We start from the raw sequence: 18,309 nt of genomic DNA, 5'->3' as shown, positions 1-18,309 counted from the left end.
CCCTGAGGTGCGCCGCCCGCCATCAGTACAGATGTACTAGTCGTTCTTCAGTCGCTTCATGGCGAGTTGGACGACCGCGATCAGCGCCTGCTTGGTAGCGGCCTTCTCGCGCGCATCCGTGTACATAATGGGGGTCTCGGGCGACAGCCCGAGTGCCTCACGCACGTCCTCGAGCTGGTGACGAGCCACACCGTCAAAGCAGTTAACGCAGACGACGAAGGGAATGCCCTTGCCCTCAAAGTAGTCAACGGCGGGGAAGCACTGGTCGAGGCGTTCGGTGTCGACCAGCACGGCCGCGCCGATGGCGCCACGTACCAGGTCATCCCACATGAACAAGAAGCGGTCCTGGCCGGGCGTGCCGAACAGGTAAAGCCAAAGCGAACCAGGCAGAGCGATGCGACCAAAGTCCATCGCCACCGTCGTGGTGGTCTTGCGGTCAGTGACCCCACCGGCGTCGTCGACGCCCACCGAGTGCTCCGTCATGGCGGCTTCGGTGTTGAGGGGATCAATGTCAGAGATCGAGCCGATGAAGGTGGTCTTGCCCACGGCAAAACCACCAGCGATCACGATTTTGACAACGGTAGGGGCTGCAACGGGGGCGCTAACGGGCGCCGTCGGTGCGTCAGAGGGCTGCGATGCCATCGAGGACACTCTCCAAGAGACTCAGGGAAAGACCGCCGGACTCGTCGTGCGTCGTTGCATCGCTCGCCGTTCCGCCGGTATGAATTTTCAGATGATTTTGATCGGCAAGATCCGTGACGAGCACCCGGACCACACCCAGCGGAAGCCGGGTGTGAGCCGAAAGTTCAGCCACGGATTGGTACTGTCCTGCAGCAAGCTGCAGGATCTTCTTCTTTTCAGGGGTAAGCCCCCGCAAAGTCTGATAATCGGACAGCGCTTCGACGAGCGCCTCCATGGGAAGGCCAGTGCTCGCAGCACTCACGCGCCCGCCGGTGACGGCGTACGGGCGCACTGTGTAAGCCTCTTCGTCACCGTGTTCCGATGTCGCCATTGAATCGGTCATATCTACCTAGGCGCGCGTGGCGCCATCCGTGGGCAGGTTCTGACGCATCTCCGTGATGAGCTGAGGGGTGAGCGCGTTCTCCGTGCGCGACACCAGCAGCGTCATCTCGTAGCCCACGAGTCCCACATCACAGGTGGAGTCGGCGGCCACTGCCAGAACAGAGCCGTTGGACACACTCATGAGGAATAGGAACAGTTCGTCCATCTCAATGATTGACTGGCGAACTTCACCCGCCTGCAGTTGGCGTGCGGCGCCACGAGTCAGCGAAGCCATGCCGGATACAACGGCCGCAAGCGTGTCACCGCCGGTGCGATCGAGGTTCTTCGACATCGCCATGAGCAGGCCGTCAGCACTGACGACCAGGGTGTGGCGAGTGCCGGGCACGGTTTGGACAAAATTGTCCAGAAGCCATCCGAAGTTAGTGGCTTCAGTACTGAGCGCGGTCACTGCTCCTCCTTGAGGTTGCTGCTCCGGGTCCGGAGCGGTTGATCACTGATGTGGGTCATACTCTCATTCCTTCACGTCGCTAGTCGCCTGAGACCGCTCAAATTCGGCCGCATCAGAACGAGCACGCTCGGTGCCGGAATAGAAACTACTAAAACGTGAACGTACGGCATCGGCGTCGCGTTCGCGAGGCGCGACCACCACTTCTTCCTCGATGGGCGTGACCTGCACGGGAGGAGCGTCGGCCGAGCGTCGCTTCTGCAAACCTGCACGAGTCTTCTCCACCTTGGGTCGCTCGGCGGACAGCGAGCTGAACTCGCTGAACACGCTCGACAGGTCGGAACCGCCGTCGTGGTCGGAGTCAAGGTCCACCTTGGGGCTGTAGGACGTCTGAACGTCGGGCTCCGCGGCCTGCAGCGCGCTGGCTCCGGCTGCCTCCCAGCCCATGGGGCTCGCGAGTTCGTCGGGCGAGAACTGCGTCTGCTGTGGAGCATCCTCCGTGCGTGGCGAAAAGAAGCTTGCCACAGTTGGCGCGGGTGCCGGCGGAGCGGGCTCGGCCGGCTGGGCCGACTCGGATGACGGCGTCGGCTCTGCAGTCTGCTGCGGAGCGGGACTGGACTGCGTGTGCCACGGCGACTCGTCCTTTGCGGGCGCATCGTGCAGTGACACCGCCGGGGCGAACTGGCCCCAGGCGGGCTGAGCGTCGGGCTGAGCCACGGGCTCCGCTGCCGGCTCTTCCTGGCGACCTTGCGCGGGTTCGGGTGTCTCAATCGGAGAGAATCCGGTGGTTGGCGAGGCCGCAGGGGCTGGCGGGGTCGGCTGGGAAGGCGGCGTGATCGGCGCGAAAACGGGGGCCGCTGCGGGCGCCCTATTAACGGCCGGTGCCGGGGCGGGCTCCGGTGCATCGGTCGCCTTCTTGCCGCGGCCAAACAGTCGCGAGAAGAAGTTTGGCTTGTCGTCGTCCTCACCCGGATGCATGAGGTCATCCATGCTCGGGGTCGCGGTAAGCGCAGCCAGCGCAGCCGGGTCCATCTCGTGCGACGGCACCGCGGGCTGGGGCGTCTCCACTGGTGCTGCGTCAGCCACGGGGGCGTAAGGCACTGGGGTGTAAGGCGCGGGATCGTTGCCCTCTGAGAGCGGCGCTCCCGTGGGGGCGGGCGGTGCGGCGGCTGGCGCGCTCGGTGCGGGCTCAGAGAAGGTCGGTCCGGTTTCAAGTGACACCTGCTCGACACCGTAGGACGGCACGGGACGCTGGGGCATCTCACCGAATGCGGGGGAACTCTCGTGCTCAGGCACGTCCTCTGCCACGGGTGCGGCCTCGCTGGGCTCTTCGGCCACAGGCGTGACGTCCGCATACGGCGCCTCATCCTGTGTGGCTGCTGCTGCGGGTGGGGCACCCCACCGGCTTGCCGCGTGGAAGTCAGCGTCTCCGACCGCATGGTCGTCATCTTCCAACTGCGGAATAGCCCACACCTGGGGCTCGTCCGGAGTCTCCTGCGGCGCGACAGGCGCGTCGCCTTCCTCGGGTACGCGTGCGATGTCGTGAGCGTCGGAAGACTCGTTCTGCGTGTCACTGCCTCCCGCAATGCCCGCTGCCCCCAGGCCAGCTGCGCCTGCGGCGAACGCGCTGCCCGCGTCGTGCTGCGAGTCGAACTTAGGCATCGCGAACGTGGGCCGGTCGTCGGCCTCTGGCTTCTCGTCCTCGAGCTGGGGGATCTCCCAGCTGGGCTCCGCCGGGCTTTCAGGCTCTGCGCTGGTGGCCGCGGAAGCGACGGGAACCTCGGGCGCTACTGGCGCCTCTTCGACGGGTACTTCGAGCGCTTCCGGTGCGTCTGCAACGGGGGGCTCGGTGAACGCCCCGCGGCGTGCTGCCTGACCCATGGACTCTGCCTCGGGATCGACGGCGGCGGGCATCTCTTGCTCGGTGGCCTTGCGCGAACGGAAGCCTCGGAACATCGAGGCCCGCTCTTCTGCCGTTTGGGGCGCAATCTCGTCCGCAGAGACGCTCGGTGTAAAGCCTGCGGGAGCCTCCGCGTCGAGCGCACTGAGTTGGTCGGGTGTTGCACGTACGGGCAAGCCGATGATCTTGGCGCGCTCTTCATCGCTGGCCGCTTCCGCTCCAGCGCTAGTACGACGGCGGCGAGCAGGCAGCCCGGATGCGGTCAGGCCACCGGCGAGTGCGGCAGCGTCAACCGCGGTTGCCTCGGGCGCTACTGCCGCGTCGGCGGCGATCAAGTCGTCGACGGTGGGCTCGGAACTCTGATCAGCGGCGGGCTCCTCAGCCACGGCATCGTCCGTGCGACCCACAAGGCTCGCACCGGTTGCCACCGTTGCCGGCTGGTACGCGGGAGCACCGGGCCGCTTGGTTGCGTCGGGCTCTGAAGTTGTGTCCATGACCTCGTCGGCGGCGTTGTGGCCGACAAGGGCAGACGGCGCATTCATGGCCGGGTCCACCGCGTTCGTGGACACGTGGGCGACCGGCTCTTGCGAGCGCGTGTCGAACAGGGTGGGCGGCATGGTGACCGTCGCGACCGTACCTTCGCCTTCCTTGGAAGCGATGGACACGCGAGCTCCCACGCGGCGCGCAATACGACCAACTACGAAGAGTCCCAGTCGCTGCGCACCGAGGATTTCCGATGCGGCAGTTGAGGCGACACGGTTGTTGGCCTCGCGGAGCTCGTCCACGGTCATGCCGATTCCCGAGTCCTGGACCTCAACCATGAAGTTGCCATCGCGCTCGAATGTGCGGACCACCACGGGCGTGCCAGGGTCGGAGAAGACGGTGGCGTTCTCGAGTAGCTCCGCGAACAGGTGTGCAGCGGTAAGTGCGGAGTGGCCAACCATGGCGGGGTCGGCATCAAGCTCGAGCTGAACACGCTCGTAGAGCTCGATCTCGGACGATGCGGTGCGGATCACGTCGGCGAGCGGCATCGGGCGACGGAGACGGCGACCCGTGTCAATACCTGCGAGCACGAGCAGCGATTCAGAGTTACGGCGCATTCGCGTTGCAAGGTGGTCCAGCGCGAACAGTCGCGTCAGCGTGTCCGGGTCGTCCTCCGTGCGCTCCATCTCATCGATGGAGGACAGCTGACGGTTCAGGAGCACCTGGTCGCGGCGGGCGACGTTAACGAACATCTCAGAGATGGAACCACGCAGTGCGGCCTGCTCACCTGCGATGGCGAGCGTCGCCGCGTTAACGCCGTTGAACGCCTCGGCCAGACGGCCGATCTCGTCAGACGACTCCACGGGGATCTGCACCTCGGAAACGTCCACCGTCTCACCCGGTAGCGCGACGCGCTCCACCATGCGAGGCAGCTCCTGGCGGACGGCGGTTGCCGTCGTGGTCAGGCGGCGTAGCGGACCGATGATTCGGCGAGCAATCAAGAGTGCGATGAAGATGGTCGCTGCCACCACGAGCACGGCGCCAACGATGGTCAGAATCGTCTGGAGCACGGTGGACTGCAGAGCGTCCGCTGAGTTGGCCTGGGCGTCCTCCCACAGTGTGTCGCGAATCGGCTCCTGGACATCTAGCTCCTGGGAGACCTGCAGTGGCCAATCGTTGCCGCGCTCAGTGATTAGCGAGGCGGGAAGACCGGAAGCGATGTTGGTTCGAATTGACTCGAAGGACGAGGTATCACCATTGCTGGAGTCCGCAGAGGCGCCGAACGGCGGCACCTGCATGTCCGAATCGATGGGGTCGACGGTTGCCTGCGCGTTATCCAACGCGATGTCGGACAACGACACCAATGAGCGCTGGAACGTCGAGTCACCGGGGAGGAACTCACCTGCACGAAGCAGGTGGTCCGTGTAGACCTCTTCCGATCGGACTCGTTCAACGAGTACGTCCATGGCGTTGTAGGCACGGAGCTGGGCAGCAAGTTCGCGGTCTGAGACAACACTCGAGACGTCGGACGAGAGCTTGACAACGGGCTGGATGGTGTCGCCAAAATAACTGTTCAACACGGAAACGGAGATGCTTCGGTTGACGACCTGCGTGCGCACGTTGGGCAGCTGGGCGAGCTGCTCGCTCGCATCCGCGACTGTCAGCTCAACTGACTCGTTCTCCGAGCGGCTATCAATCTGCGCAGTCGAAGCGTCGTAGGCGTTCTCTGACGCGTCGGTGTCGGGAATGGCCGCGATGAGGAGTTCCTGGAGCACGGCGGGCTCAGTCAGGTACGTCTGCGTCGCTGCGCTTTCCGCGCCAATTGCGATTGAAAGGCTGGAAATGGGGCTCTTAACGCCGGCGGATGCGGGGGTCGCGTCACCGATGAGGTCGATCTGCGTGGTGATAGCGGTGTAGTTATCCACCGTCTCCTGCACTTCTTCCTCGCTCGGGAAGGTGGGCCATTCGCCAATCTCATTGTTGACGATATCTACAGAGCGCTCGTCCACCAAGAACACAGTGGGCTGCGTGAGGCCGATCGCCTTATCGATCTGAGAAAGGGCTGCTTCGCCCTCGGGAGTGGGGTTCTCTGCGACCTCGGCCTGCAAGGCTGCCACGGCGGCATCCGTTGCCTGCTCCGCATCGCTACGCTTGTTTGCCCCCACGGATACTGCGTCAACGTAGTTGACGGAGAGGTTGCGCTCGGTCTGAAGATCAGCTTCAAAGGAACGTGCGTCTCCGAGCACTTCAAGCAACTGCTCGACGTTGCGCGCGTTGTTAAGACTCTGGGTCGCGTTCAAGGTCACCACGCCGACGGCGAGCAACAGCACGAGAATAGGCACTGCTACTACGGCGAGGATCTTTCCTCGAATACTCAGCCTCTGGAGCATGGACCTCTCCCTTTTTGACGTCCGTGAGTTACGGTCGCCGCTTGCATTGCACGCAACGTTGGTTCCGATCCTCACTGTTATCGGCCACTAGGCGTCAAACATAAGCACCATCACTCGCTGTGGTTAGTGAGACGCTTGAGTTACGAGACTATGACGCGAGGAATGTGGGTGATTTTCGGTGAAGGTGGCAAGTTTGCCCCAGTTTGGGGCTCCTGAGGTATTCGCCCTGGTTAATATGCCTGTGCCGGTGGCGGGGGCGCACGAAGTTGTGATAAATGTCACTGCCGCAGGGATCAACCGGGCGGACGTTTTACAACGTCAAGGCCACTACCCTCCCCCGGCCGATGCGCCGGATTGGCCCGGCCTCGAGGTCTCGGGGCACGTGGCGTCGGTAGGCGCGGAGGTCACTCGGTGGTCTCCTGGCGACCCTGTCTGCGCACTGCTGGCTGGTGGCGGCTACGCGGAGGCTGTCGCCGTCGATCAGGACCTGGTCTTGCCCGCGCCACACGGGGTGGATCTCGTTGACGCCAGCGGCCTAGTCGAGTCGGCATGCACCGTGTGGTCAAACCTTGAGGCGGCGTCTGCACGTTCAGGCGAGACCCTGCTCGTGCACGGCGGAGCGGGCGGAATTGGAACCATGGCTATCCAGTGGGCGCGAGCCATCGGCATGCGGGTCATCGCCACTGCCGGCGGACCAGAGCGTTCGCAGTCATGTCTCGACATGGGTGCGCATTACGCGATCGACTACCGCTCACAAGATTTTGTCGCAGAAGTCAACGCTGTGGGTGGGGCGGACGTGATCCTCGACGTCGTTGGCGCGGCGTATCTCGAGCGAAATCTCGCGACGCTTCGCCCTGACGGCCGCCTCGTGATCATTGGCATGCAGAAGGGATCGGTGGGCGAGATCAATCTTGGCACCATGCTGGCCAAACGCCTCAGCCTGATCTCAACCAGTTTGCGTTCGCGTCCGCACGCCCAGAAGGCCGCAATAGTGCGTGGCGTGGCGCGCGAACTCTGGCCACGGATCCCAGCTGAGGTGCGCCCCGTCACCCACGCACGTTTCGCCCTCGAGGACGTGGTTGATGCCCACCGGGCAATGGACGAAGGCGGCGTGTTAGGGAAGCTGCTACTGCTCCCCTAGCGCCTACGCCCCGCCGTCCTCAGTGTCCCGCTGAGGTTCCTACTTGAGATTTCCTGCGGCTAGAGATGCGGCGATGGACGGGGTGGGTGGCAAACGGGGATACAGCGTTGCCTGCAGCGCGTGATAGACGTCGACCTTGCCCTCCCACACCGTGCACGCCCGTTGGTTCTGCGAATCGAGTTCGTGCCACCAAGAACCTCCCACCGCGTCGATGTGATTCTCACCCACAAAATCCCACCACCTCCGGTAATGATCCGCACAGTCCTCCGCGCGGGTACGCTGCCACAACGCTGCGGCGGCGGCAATCGCCTCGGCGCTCACCCAATGCATCCGCTCACGGACCACGGGCACGCCCTCAAAGTCAACCGTGTAGGTGAAGCCAGGCACTCCATCAGCAGCCCACCCCTGAGCGACTGCTGCGTCGAACAGAGCCTTCGAATCTGCCGCCATCCACTCGGGTGCGGCAAAGCCGCTCTGCTGTAGCGAGGCCGCCAACTGCATCGTGAGGCGTGACCACTCGAACCAGTGACCTATTGTCGCGCCGAATGGGCGGAAGGGGTGCGACGGGTTGTCCTTGTTGTAGTCAAGAATTGGCTCCCAGTCGGCAGTGAAATGCTCCGGCAGCCGCCAGTCATGATCGCGCGCCAGCGTGTGTACGGCACGCTCAGTGATGCGCAGCGCACGCTGGAGGAGGTCGCTTCCGGTAGTGGCGTCAGAGGCGGCGAGGTAAGCCTCGACGGTATGCATGTTGGAGTTCATGCCGCGGTAGTCCTCCTGAACGGTCCAATCGGAACTGAAGGACTCACGGCCCATACCTGCATCCTCGTCCCAGAAGTGCTCGTCATGGACGTTGAGTGCGTCGAGGAGCAATGCATTGGCGCCATCACGCCCAGCAGCCTTTGCGCTCGAAGCGGCGAGGATTACGAAGGCGTGACCGTAAGCCTCCTTGTCGCTGTTGGTAGGACCATCCGCATCCACCGCCGCGTACCACCCGCCGTGCTCATCGTCGTGGAGGCGGCCGCGCAGCGCATCCAAGCCGTGATCCACGAGTGCCGCGGCGCCGGGGCGTCCCATTAGCGCTGCGATCGCAAACACATGGGTCATGCGGCACGTGATCCACAGCTCCACGTCGCGCGTCTCGTCAAGCGTGCCGTCCGTACGCAGGAAACCAAAGCCTCCATCGGGATGCTTCGAAGCTTCCGCAAAGTCAATCAGGCGGTCAGACTCCGCCTCAAGCCAGCGGTGATGGGCGGGTGTAGTGAGCCAGTTCATGACCCAACCTTAGCCACACGGGCACCTTTGGACCGCCTGAAACTTCTGGGCACGAGAATCGTGCATTTAGGGACCGCTACAAGGCAAGAGACTGGTCTGGGGCGACCTGAGGGGCGGCCGGGCGCTTCACGATCAGCAGGACGAGAAGCGGAATGAGCAGGCCGATCCCCACCAGCGATAGTCCGCTGTATCCCACCCAGGCAAGCACGGCACCCGAGCCCGCACCTGCGGTCGCTCCAGCCAGACCCATGACCAGGTCCGAGGTGCCCTGCACGTCTGTGTGACTCACGCGACGGTCAGCCTCGTGCGCGCCCGTGGACAGCAGCGTTGAGCCGGCAATCATGCAGGCCGACCACCCCAGTCCGATCACCAACAGACCACCGGTAATCCACTGCTGCGCCGCGCCATGATCCATGCGGCCATCCGCGAAGCCAGCCATCATGGTCGCAAGTGCGCCCACACAAAGTAGAGCGGCGCCGAGCGAGATCACGCGAATGGCACCCCAGCGGTCCACCGCTACACCGAACAGTGGACTGAACGCGTACATACCAGCGACGTGAATGCTGATGACCAGGCCGATGAACGTGAAACTCGAACCGTGTCCGTGCAGATGGACGGCGCTCATCGCCATGATTCCCACCATGACGGCGTGACCGGTGCCCAACGAGACCAACCCAATCAGGCCATCACGGCGCGAGACCACGGCAGCCAGCGTGATGCGGATCGAGGCCGGTTCGCGGTTGCCACCCACCGGCTGCGAACCGCGCAGGCCGAACCCGAGGATCGCGACCGACACCAGGAGCGCCGCGACCGTGAGCACCCAGGGGCCCGCAAGGTCAGGGATGGTCAGCCTGTGAGCGACAGTCGCGCCCAACTCGATGAGATTGGGCCCCAGCACTGCGCCCGCCGTTGATGCCCACACCACAATGGACAGGCTGCGCCCACGATGGCGGGTGGGCACGTTGTCGGTCGCGGCGTAGCGCGCCTGGAGTCCTGCTGCGCTCCCGCCGCCCACGAGCAGGGCCCCGAGCAGCAAAATGGGGAACATGTTCTGGGCCGCGGCAAGGATGATGGTCGCGGAACCAACGGCTGCGATCACCAGTCCGGTGATCAGCGCATTACGCCGCCCCGAGCGCGAGGCAAACCGCGCCAACGGAACGGCGAGAATTGCTGCGCCGAGCACCATGGCGGTCGTCGGCAGGCCGCTGAGCGACGTGCGCCCGGTGATGTCCTCGGCAAGCAGGCTTCCCACCGCCAGGCCGGAGGCAACACCGACGGAGGTGAACAGTTGCGACGTGCCTAGGACCGAGGTGCGGCGCCGGCGGGTGTGGTCATCGATGTGCGACTCGGGGGAAACCCCCACCTCCGTCACAACACCGCGAGGCGCTTGGGGTCGATCATGGGCAGCAACACGTCGAGCACACCGTCGTCCTCGACGCTCGGCACGACGCGGTCCGCGGTCTCTCGCACGCGCTCGATCGCGTTGCCCATCGCGGCGGAGCGTCCCGCCCACTTCAGCATGTCGATGTCGTTGTTGCCATCACCCACCGCGACCGTGTGATCCGGGTAGACACCCAGCTGGCGGCGCAGCGCCTCGAGCGCCGACGCCTTACTCACCCCGGGGGGCGTGAGGTCGAGCCAGGCGCTGTATCCCACCGCGTAAGTGACGTCGTTGAGCCCCAGTCGCTGCACAAGTGCGTCGAAGTGGCTGACATCGCCACCGGGCGCCCGGATGACGACGCGAGTGCACTCCTCCTCGTAAAGCTCCTCGAAACTGTCCACCACGCGCTGGCGACCCACAAGCTCGCCCATGGGAAATTCCTGGCTGACTCGGAAGCCAACGCCCAGGTCCTCCACGGCAAAGAAAGCATCCGGCATCTCCTGGCGTATGAGCTCGAGCGCCGCGCGGGGGTTGAAGGTGACCTTCTCAACGATGTCGTAGCCGCCGGGCGTTCCAGGATTCAGGCGGATCGTGATGGCGCCGTTTGAGCAGACTGCCCAGCCGCGCCGAATGCCCAGTCTCTCCGCCACCGGCAGGGTCGCAATGATGTTGCGACCAGTCGCGAGGATCACGTGGTTGCGGCACATGCGAACCTTCTCCACCGCGTCGACTACTGCGGGCGAGATGTCGCCGCCCCAGTGCATGAGCGTGCCGTCAATGTCCAGTCCCAGCAGCTGCCAGGAGTTCTCGTCGAGCGGTGGATTCATGGCAAGTTCAGCGTCGGTCATGCCTCGACTTTACGACGCGGCCCTGACGCGCGGAAACACCACCACGTGACGCTTGGGTAAACACGCCTTAGGTCGAGCACGACTCACGAGCCGAACCTAGCGCCTCGAGCACAGCGTCTAGCACGGTCGCCACGCCGTCCTCGGCTATCGACCCGGTGACCACGTCCGCCTGAGCCTTCACGGCATCGTCCGCCTGGCCCATGGCCACCGAAGTGCCCGCCCACTCGAACATCGGGAAGTCGTTGACTCCGTCCCCCACTGCCACGGTGTTGACCGCTGGCACGCTGTACTTGAGCCGCAACGACTCGAGCGCGTACGCCTTGGTGACGCCGGGTGCGGCCACGTCCATCCAACCGACACCCAGTTCCGTGTAGGCGTGGGGCTGGATGTCCAGGTGCTCAACGGCGGATTGGAGATGCTTTCCCCGCGCCGATGCGCAGCTCACCATGAGCGCGGAGGCGTCGGCGGCATCGGCGTCCGTCAGCGGCCGATGGCTTCCGGACACTGAGCCCTCGGCGAACGGCGCACCGATCGCGTAGCCCACGCCAATGTCTTCCACGCCGTAGCAAATGTCGGGGTGCGCGGCGAGCAGAGCCGCGATCGTCGCACGGGCGTCGAATGACTCGCGCGCCACCACCTCGAAGTCCTGACCATCGGGTGATGTGCGTATGGTGACGGCCCCATTGGAGCAGACCATGTCCACCTCGCCCCAGCGCTCTTGGCGCGCGAGCTGCATCGCGGAGGTGACTTGGCGACCGGTGGCGAACACGACGTGTAGTCCGGCTGCGCGGGCACGCTCGAGCGCCGCGGCTACCACCGGGCTAACGGTGCCAGGCATCCGCAACTCTGCCGACGCGCACGTGTCGTCGATGTCGAGCGCGACCATGACCGGCCGCGAAGGATCGAGCGCTAAGGCAACTCCGAACGAGGTGCTAGTCACTTGACCGGGTCGAGCACCTCGAGGCCGCCAAGGTAGGGGCGAAGCACGGGCGGCACATAGACCGAGCCGTCCGCCCGCTGGTGGTTCTCCAGCAGCGCGACAATCCAGCGCGTGGTTCCGATCGTGCCGTTCACAGTGGCAACAGCCTCGGTTCCGTGCTCACCGCGTTCGCGGATTGCCAAACGACGCGCCTGGTAAGTAGTGCAGTTCGAGGTCGAGGTGACCTCCATCCAGCGCTCCTGGCTGGGTAGCCACGCCTCGCAGTCAAACTTGCGCGCCGCGCTCTGGCCCAGGTCACCCGCGGCCGTGTCAATCACGCGGTACGGAAGTTCGAGAGCCTGCAACATGGCCTCCTCGATGGCGAGGAAGCGCGCGTGCTCCGCCGCGGCATCGGCCGCCGTCACGTAGCTGAACATCTCGATCTTCTGGAACTGGTGCACGCGGATGATGCCGCGCGTGTCCCGTCCCGTGGACCCGGCCTCGCGGCGGTAGCAGGTGCTCCAGCCGGCGTAGCGTAGCGGCCCGTCCTCGAGGTCGAGGATCTCGTCCGAGTGGTAGCCCGCGAGCGCAACCTCGGACGTGCCCACCAGGTAGAGGTCGTCCTTTTCGAGGTAGTAGATCTCGTCGGCGTGGTTGCCCAGGAATCCTGTGCCGGCCATGGTCTCGGGGCGTACCAGCGTGGGCGTGATCATGGGGCTGAAGCCCGCGTCCTGAGCCGCCGCCATGGCAGCGTTGAGAATAGCGAGCTCGAGGCGCGCACCAATCCCGGTCAGGAAGTAGAATCGCGACCCGGAAACCTTGGCGCCGCGCTCCATGTCAATGGCCTTGAGACCCTCGCCAATGGCGAGGTGGTCCTGTACCTCGATGCCGTCCGCAGCAAAGTCACGTGGAGTACCCTCGTGACGCAACACGGTGAAGTTCTCCTCGCCACCGCTCGGCACGCCGTCCTCGGGAAGGTTGCCCAGCGACCTGGCGAGTTCGACCGCGCGGGCCGCCGCGGAATCGGCCGATGCCTGAAGTTCTTTAACCTCGCCGGCGAGCGCCTTCGCCTTCGCGAGCACGGCTTGCTTCTCTTCGCCCTTGGCCTGAGCCACGGCCTTGCCCAGTGACTTCTGCTCGGCGCGCTTAGCCTCGAAGGAGGCGAGCGAGGCGCGGTGCTCGGCGTCAGCGGCGAGCACCTGGTCCACCACCGCGGGGTCCTCCCCGCGAGAGACCTGGCTGGCACGCACGGTATCGGGGTCATTGCGGAGCAGTTTCAGGTCGATCATGCAGGTAAGTCTAACGTCGGGGCAATAGGCTGTAGGAATGCTTGCAATAGTCCTCAGTTCAGTTGCGCTGTTTGTGGGACTCTTGGCGCTGGTGATCGGAGTGACGACAACCCGCCATATTGGCCGGCGCGACCCCGTCGCGGTACCCAACATCTGGCGCAAACTGCTTCGCATCAAGTCGCGTCGTGGACACGAACTCGGGCGCGTGGGCGCTGCCTCTGGGCGCCGCGAGCGCATCGCCTTCATCGCAAACCCCACCAAGGACGGCATCTCCGAACTGCGCGAACTGTCGATGCGTGCGTGCTCGATCCGCTATATGCCGGAACCCTTGTGGTACTTCACCACGGTGGAGGATCCCGGCGAGGGTCAGGCGCGTGAGGCAATTGAGTCCGGCGCCGATGTCGTGGTCGCCGTGGGCGGAGACGGCACCGTGCGAGCTGTCGCGGCAGCCGTGGCGGGGACCGACACGGCGATGGGCATCCTGCCCATGGGTACTGGCAATCTGTTCGCGCGCAACCTTGAGCTCCCCCTTGGAGACTCCCCCGCGCTCCTGCGCGCAATTCTTGATGGCGAGGAGACAGCGATCGATGTGGTGTGGCTGCACGTGGAACGCGCCCACCGCGGTCACACTGACCGCGATAAGCACATCTGCCTGGTGATCGCCGGCGCCGGATTTGACGCGGAGATGGTCGCCGGCGCGGACGACAAGATGAAGCGCAAGTTGGGTTGGTTCGCGTACTTCCTTGCCGCCATCCGTCATGTAGGCGAGAAGCGCATGGAGGCCTCAGTTTCCGTCGACGGCTCCCCCGCCGTCACAAGTCACATGCGCACCGTGTTGGTCGCGAACGTGGGTAGCCTCCCCGGTGGCATCCGCCTCATCCCGGACGCGTCAGTTACCGACGGTACGCTCGACGTCGCAACCCTCGACGCCCGTGCTGGCGTGGTGGGCTGGACGGACCTGTTTGGCACCGTCATGGCGCAAGGTGCCGGCCTCAAGCAGCCCGACGCGATGAAGGCTTGGCGCACGTCGCGCATTGACCACGTGCGCGGCAAGTCAGTAGAGATTCAGATGAAGCATCCTCAGAAGATTCAGGTGGATGGGGAGACACTTGGCCGCGCCACCGGCATTCACGCGGAGGTAGCGCGAGGCGCCCTCAAGATGCGCGTGCCCATGGGCGACAAGGTGTCGGACGGTGCCGGCGACGCCGTCTTGGCGGACACCGAAGACGTCAATGCCGCGGCCATTGCCAGCGCCGATGCCGTGCTCGCCACAGATCCCGGCGTGCCGCTGCCGGCGGTGCCCGCGCCGGAAGAGGCTGCTACTTCAGCCGCAAAGGACGACTAGCAACATTTGAGTGAGCGCGGGGCCTAGTCGGCCGACCGTAGGCCCCGCACCCAGTCGCGGGCGGACTCAAAGTCGGCATTCGACGTGCCCGGAACTATGGGCGTCTGCGGCGAGTTGACGGCGGGGTACGACCCCAGGAACACCACGTGCGGACACGTGCGCTTGAGGCCGATCAGCACCTCCGCCATGCGCGCCTCAGCCACGTGACCGAGCGCATCAATCGAGAACGAGTACTCACCTGGGCGGTCGCCTATGGGTCGCGATTCGATGCGAGAAAGGTTCACGCCACGGGCGGCAAACTGCTCAAGCATCTCAAGCAATGCCCCCGCGCGTTCCGTCGGCAGATGCACCACGAGCGTGGTCTTGTCCGCTCCAGTGGGCTCGGGTACCGCCCCAGGCCGGCCCACCCGCACAAAGCGAGTCGCGGCGTGCGGATTGTCAGCGACGTGTTCCGCGAGCAACTCGAGGCCAAAAAGTTCGGCAGAGCCGGGAGGAGCGAGTGCGGCCTCGAAGCCCACGTCCTCGAGCGAGAGGGCGGGGTCCGCGAGGAGCGTCGGCCCCGCGGCATTGGACGACGCGGCGACGAGGCTCACGTCTGGCAGCTCGGCATGCGCCCATCTACGGCACTGAGCCCACGCGTGTGAGTGGCAGCCGATTCGCGTGATGTCGCTCAGGCCGGTCCCTTGGCGTGCAACCAACTCGAACTCGACGGGCAGCACCACCTCACCGAGGATCACCAGCGACGATCCGGCCGCGAGGGTGTCCAGCGTTGCAGTCACGCCGCCCTCTACCGTGTTCTCAATCGCGACCACCGCAAAGTCGGCGCTGCCGTCTCGCACCGAGCCGAGCGCCGTGAGCACGTCCACGCACGGCACATCCTCGACCGGGCTGTCGCCAACGATCCGGCGAAGCGCGAGTTCGGTGAAGGTCCCCGCGGGGCCCAGGTACGCGTATCGGGGCAGAGCGGTCACTTGGAGTCCTTTGAGGCAGCGGGCGGCTTCTTCGTTGCGGCAGCCTTGGTCCCGCCCACTGGCGTGGAAGTCGCGCGCTTCTTCTTGGGGGCGACCCTCTTTGGTGCGGGCTTGCCGGCCGATGCGGGGGCGGCAGGCTCGGCTGGCATCGCGTTCAAGGCGGGATCGTTCGACTCAGCGGGCTCCTTGGCTTCCGCGGAGCGGGTCGGTATCTCGGTGGAGCCACCGAAGGGCAGCGCGTTGACGACGGCCCCGGTAGTGGTCGACACCATCGCGCGCGCACGTCGCGCGCCGATCGCCATCTGCACGTCGCGCAGTCGTTTGAGGCGTTGGGTGGGGGTTCGCTTTGCCTTGCGAATGGGCTTGTGCCGGATCTCGCACTCCACCTCGGAAACCAGGAGCCCTGCGTGCAGGACGTCCAACGTCATCCCGACTTCGAGACCGTCGCCACGAGCCAGCGGCAAGGCGGCCTCGAGTGCCTCACGGGTCATACAGCGGATGCGGCTCAGCGGCTGACGCGGTACCCAGTGTGAGGCCCGTTCGATCGCCTTACGTGCGGCGGCCGAGGAAACCCCTGCTGCCGTGTTCCCCCCCACGGTCAATCCAATCGCGAGGTCCGCGACGGACTCGGTGACCGCTGGAACCAGCTGCGCGGCCCCAATCGCGTAGTTCCCGAGCGCGCCGTCCAACAGCAAGATGGCACGGGGTGGGGCACCGGGCTCGTCGCGCATGGCGATGACTGATGCCCCCGTCTGCGCCGCCTCGGCACGTCCGCGATGATGCGAGTGGCGCACCACCACGGCACCGGCCTTGCGTGCGAGGTCCTGGGTGTTATCTGTCGAGCCATCGTCTACGACGAGGACTAGGTCGACTCCGGGAATTGCCCGGGCGGCGCGGACCGTGGCCGCGATGCGTCGGGCCTGGTCATGGGCAATAATCAATGCCGCGACAAGAGTCTCAGGCGGTGCGGTGGCGGACTTGGCCTGAGCATTCGTGTTCCTGCGGCGGCGCTTAGCCGCAGCGCTCGGAGCCGCGCCGTCGACGGCACCAAGGGGAGCATCGGGCTCGACGGATTCTTCCACGTGCTCAGCCTAGCGAGCGCCGATGCCAGGTCAACTCCGATTTTGCCTCTTCCTTGCACTTTCGTGACCTTTTTTCAGGCGCGGTGTAACCAAAGTGCCCGTGCCATTGCCGCAGTGGGCGCTGAGGTGGAAGAGTAGAGCCATGCACCCACGCGCCGGAACAGTTGCCCTCCCCGAAGATCTCATCGATACCGACGACCTGATCGGTCAGTACTACGACTTGGTTCCCGATCCCCGCATCGCGACCCAGCGCGTGGTCTTCGGCACCTCCGGACACCGAGGTAGCGCGTTCGACACCGCCTTCAACGAGGCGCACATTGTCGCCACCACCGCGGCGATTGTGGAGTACCGGCGCGGTCAAGGAATCGACGGACCGCTGTACATCGGCAAGGACACCCATGCGCTGTCCGGTCCCGCCCAGGAAACCGCGCTTGAGGTGCTCGCTGCTGCCGGTGTGCGCGTGCGCATCGACAGCCGCGGCGGCTTTACGCCTACGCCCGCGGTTTCCCTCGCGATCCTGGTGGCGAACGGCTCGGTCGACGAGGCGGGCCTGCGCACGTCCGGAAAGGGTCTAGCCGACGGAATCGTCGTGACGCCCTCGCACAACCCGCCGCGCGACGGCGGCTTCAAGTACAACCCCCCTCACGGCGGCCCTGCGGACACGGATGCAACCCAGTGGATCGCCAACCGCGCGAACGAGATCCTTGCGGGAGAATGGCGCCAGGTTCCGCGCATGCAATACGCGAAGGCGCGGGCTGCGGACACGACCGAGGGCTTCGACTTCCTCAAGCTCTATCTCGACCACCTACCGTCGGTGATCGACCTCGACGCCATCCGCAATGCGGACGTTCGCATTGGAGCGGATCCCTTAGGCGGCGCGGCCGTGGATTATTGGGGAGCCATCGGCGAGGAGCACAAGCTCAACCTCACCGTGGTGAACCCCACGGTAGACCCCCGCTGGGCGTTCATGACCCTCGACTGGGACGGCAAGATCCGCATGGATTGCTCCTCGCCCTACGCGATGGCCTCGCTGCGCGAGAAGATGGCGACAGGCGACGCCCCGTACGACATCGCTACCGGGAACGACGCGGACAGCGACCGCCACGGCATCGTTACCCGCGACGGCGGCCTCATGAACCCGAACCACTTCCTGGCCGCATCCATCGCCTACCTGTACGGCGGCGCTCGGCCCCAGTGGCCCGCCGGAGCCAAGATCGGCAAGACCCTGGTGTCCTCGAGCCTGATCGACCGGGTGGGCCGCAGCATCGGCCGCACCGTGGTTGAGGTACCTGTGGGCTTCAAGTGGTTCGTGCCCGGCCTGCTGTCCGGCGAAGTCGCTTTTGGCGGCGAGGAGTCCGCCGGCGCCAGCTTCCTGCGTCGCGACGGCCGCGTGTGGACCACTGACAAGGATGGCCTGATCCTGGCGCTGCTGGCCTCCGAGATCACCGCGACCACCGGCTCGTCCCCGTCGACCCTGCACCGCTCACTCACCAACGAGCTGGGCGAGAGTTGGTACGCACGCGTGGACGCCCCGGCTACTCCCGCTCAAAAGGACACGCTCAAGAAGTTGTCGCCGGCACAGGTGGGTGCCACCACCCTGGCCGGGCACCGCATCGAGGACAAACTCACCAGCGCGCCGGGCAACGGAGCCGCGATCGGTGGGCTCAAGGTGACGACCAAGGACTCGTGGTTCGCCGCGCGCCCCTCCGGCACCGAGGACGTCTACAAGATCTACGCCGAGAGTTTTGTGAGCGAGTCTCACCTCGCCGAGGTTCAGGCCGAGGCCAAAGACGTCGTCAGCGAGGCGCTCGAGGGCTAAC

Annotated in this window: 14 protein-coding genes; 3 read left to right on the top strand and 11 right to left on the bottom strand. The window is 65.3% G+C overall.

Annotation, left to right across the window (positions count from 1 at the left end; genetic code table 11):
• Positions 1 to 36 precede the first annotated feature (36 nt).
• The 4 genes from AOP77_RS05935 to AOP77_RS05920 all read right to left on the bottom strand — a co-directional run bounded on the left by AOP77_RS05935 (position 37) and on the right by AOP77_RS05920 (position 6,241).
• Complete coding sequence (locus tag AOP77_RS05935; protein WP_061963128.1) at positions 37 to 642, bottom strand: GTP-binding protein; 606 nt, start codon at positions 640 to 642, stop codon at positions 37 to 39.
• Positions 623 to 1,024: a DUF742 domain-containing protein gene (locus AOP77_RS05930; RefSeq protein WP_084622354.1), complete on the bottom strand. Its 402-nt coding sequence runs from the start codon at positions 1,022 to 1,024 to the stop codon at positions 623 to 625. The genes AOP77_RS05935 and AOP77_RS05930 overlap by 20 nt, the downstream gene beginning before the upstream one ends.
• Positions 1,025 to 1,030: 6 nt before the next feature.
• Positions 1,031 to 1,471 carry a roadblock/LC7 domain-containing protein gene (locus AOP77_RS05925; RefSeq protein ID WP_061963129.1) on the bottom strand — a complete coding sequence of 147 codons (441 nt, stop codon included), beginning with the start codon at positions 1,469 to 1,471 and terminating at the stop codon, positions 1,031 to 1,033.
• A gap of 63 nt (positions 1,472 to 1,534) precedes the next feature.
• Positions 1,535 to 6,241, bottom strand: coding sequence for a nitrate- and nitrite sensing domain-containing protein (locus AOP77_RS05920; RefSeq protein ID WP_062210593.1), 4,707 nt, complete (start codon positions 6,239 to 6,241; stop codon positions 1,535 to 1,537).
• A 178-nt stretch (positions 6,242 to 6,419) separates the two neighbouring features.
• On the opposite strand from AOP77_RS05920, the gene AOP77_RS05915 reads away from it, so the two are divergent.
• Positions 6,420 to 7,382, top strand: coding sequence for an NAD(P)H-quinone oxidoreductase (locus AOP77_RS05915; RefSeq protein WP_084622353.1), 963 nt, complete (start codon positions 6,420 to 6,422; stop codon positions 7,380 to 7,382).
• Between the two features lie 39 nt (positions 7,383 to 7,421).
• On the opposite strand, the gene AOP77_RS05910 is transcribed toward AOP77_RS05915, so the two are convergent.
• The 5 genes from AOP77_RS05910 to serS form a co-directional block, all read right to left on the bottom strand.
• The gene (locus AOP77_RS05910) at positions 7,422 to 8,654 is read right to left on the bottom strand and encodes an AGE family epimerase/isomerase (protein WP_062210586.1); all 1,233 of its coding nucleotides are present in this window, start codon (positions 8,652 to 8,654) and stop codon (positions 7,422 to 7,424) included.
• Between the two features lie 76 nt (positions 8,655 to 8,730).
• On the bottom strand, positions 8,731 to 10,026 hold the full coding sequence (locus tag AOP77_RS05905) for an MFS transporter (RefSeq protein WP_062210584.1): 1,296 nt from the start codon (positions 10,024 to 10,026) through the stop codon (positions 8,731 to 8,733).
• Positions 10,023 to 10,883 (bottom strand): HAD family hydrolase, encoded by an 861-nt coding sequence (locus AOP77_RS05900; protein ID WP_236685761.1) that lies wholly within the window; start codon positions 10,881 to 10,883, stop codon positions 10,023 to 10,025. The genes AOP77_RS05905 and AOP77_RS05900 overlap by 4 nt, the downstream gene beginning before the upstream one ends.
• A gap of 67 nt (positions 10,884 to 10,950) precedes the next feature.
• Positions 10,951 to 11,823, bottom strand: coding sequence for an HAD family hydrolase (locus AOP77_RS05895; protein WP_152649786.1), 873 nt, complete (start codon positions 11,821 to 11,823; stop codon positions 10,951 to 10,953).
• A complete protein-coding gene (gene serS / locus AOP77_RS05890) occupies positions 11,820 to 13,091 on the bottom strand; it encodes a serine--tRNA ligase (RefSeq protein ID WP_062210579.1) in 1,272 nt (423 codons plus the stop codon). The genes AOP77_RS05895 and serS overlap by 4 nt, the downstream gene beginning before the upstream one ends.
• A 37-nt stretch (positions 13,092 to 13,128) precedes the next feature.
• Here serS and AOP77_RS05885 point away from each other — a divergent pair, with 37 nt between their 5' ends.
• Positions 13,129 to 14,436 (top strand): diacylglycerol/lipid kinase family protein, encoded by a 1,308-nt coding sequence (locus AOP77_RS05885; protein ID WP_062210577.1) that lies wholly within the window; start codon positions 13,129 to 13,131, stop codon positions 14,434 to 14,436.
• A gap of 23 nt (positions 14,437 to 14,459) precedes the next feature.
• On the opposite strand, the gene pheA is transcribed toward AOP77_RS05885, so the two are convergent.
• Positions 14,460 to 15,407, bottom strand: a complete 948-nt coding sequence (pheA, locus tag AOP77_RS05880) for a prephenate dehydratase (protein WP_062210575.1) — start codon at positions 15,405 to 15,407, stop codon at positions 14,460 to 14,462.
• Positions 15,404 to 16,489 (bottom strand): glycosyltransferase family 2 protein, encoded by a 1,086-nt coding sequence (locus AOP77_RS05875; RefSeq protein ID WP_084622352.1) that lies wholly within the window; start codon positions 16,487 to 16,489, stop codon positions 15,404 to 15,406. The genes pheA and AOP77_RS05875 overlap by 4 nt, the downstream gene beginning before the upstream one ends.
• Positions 16,490 to 16,631: 142 nt before the next feature.
• Here AOP77_RS05875 and pgm point away from each other — a divergent pair, with 142 nt between their 5' ends.
• On the top strand, positions 16,632 to 18,308 hold the full coding sequence (gene pgm / locus AOP77_RS05870) for a phosphoglucomutase (alpha-D-glucose-1,6-bisphosphate-dependent) (RefSeq protein WP_062210573.1): 1,677 nt from the start codon (positions 16,632 to 16,634) through the stop codon (positions 18,306 to 18,308).
• Position 18,309: the final 1 nt, after the last annotated feature.

The sequence above is a fragment of the Demequina oxidasica genome, assembly GCF_000975115.1.
GTDB lineage: Bacteria > Actinomycetota > Actinomycetes > Actinomycetales > Demequinaceae > Demequina > Demequina oxidasica.
The sequence above is the reverse complement of the archived record's forward strand: the minus strand, read 5'-3'. Positions and strand labels throughout refer to the sequence as shown.

Bases quoted from the DNA above. Each gene is read 5' to 3' on its own strand.
- AOP77_RS05935 (WP_061963128.1), bottom strand. From the start codon at position 642: ATGGCATCGCAGCCCTCTGACGCACCGACGGCGCCCGTTAGCGCCCCC.
- AOP77_RS05900 (WP_236685761.1), bottom strand. From the start codon at position 10,883: ATGACCGACGCTGAACTTGCCATGAATCCACCGCTCGACGAGAACTCC.
- serS (WP_062210579.1), bottom strand. From the start codon at position 13,091: ATGATCGACCTGAAACTGCTCCGCAATGACCCCGATACCGTGCGTGCC.
- pgm (WP_062210573.1), top strand. From the start codon at position 16,632: ATGCACCCACGCGCCGGAACAGTTGCCCTCCCCGAAGATCTCATCGAT.
- AOP77_RS05910 (WP_062210586.1), bottom strand. From the start codon at position 8,654: ATGAACTGGCTCACTACACCCGCCCATCACCGCTGGCTTGAGGCGGAG.
- AOP77_RS05930 (WP_084622354.1), bottom strand. From the start codon at position 1,024: ATGACCGATTCAATGGCGACATCGGAACACGGTGACGAAGAGGCTTAC.
- AOP77_RS05920 (WP_062210593.1), bottom strand. From the start codon at position 6,241: ATGCTCCAGAGGCTGAGTATTCGAGGAAAGATCCTCGCCGTAGTAGCA.
- AOP77_RS05885 (WP_062210577.1), top strand. From the start codon at position 13,129: ATGCTTGCAATAGTCCTCAGTTCAGTTGCGCTGTTTGTGGGACTCTTG.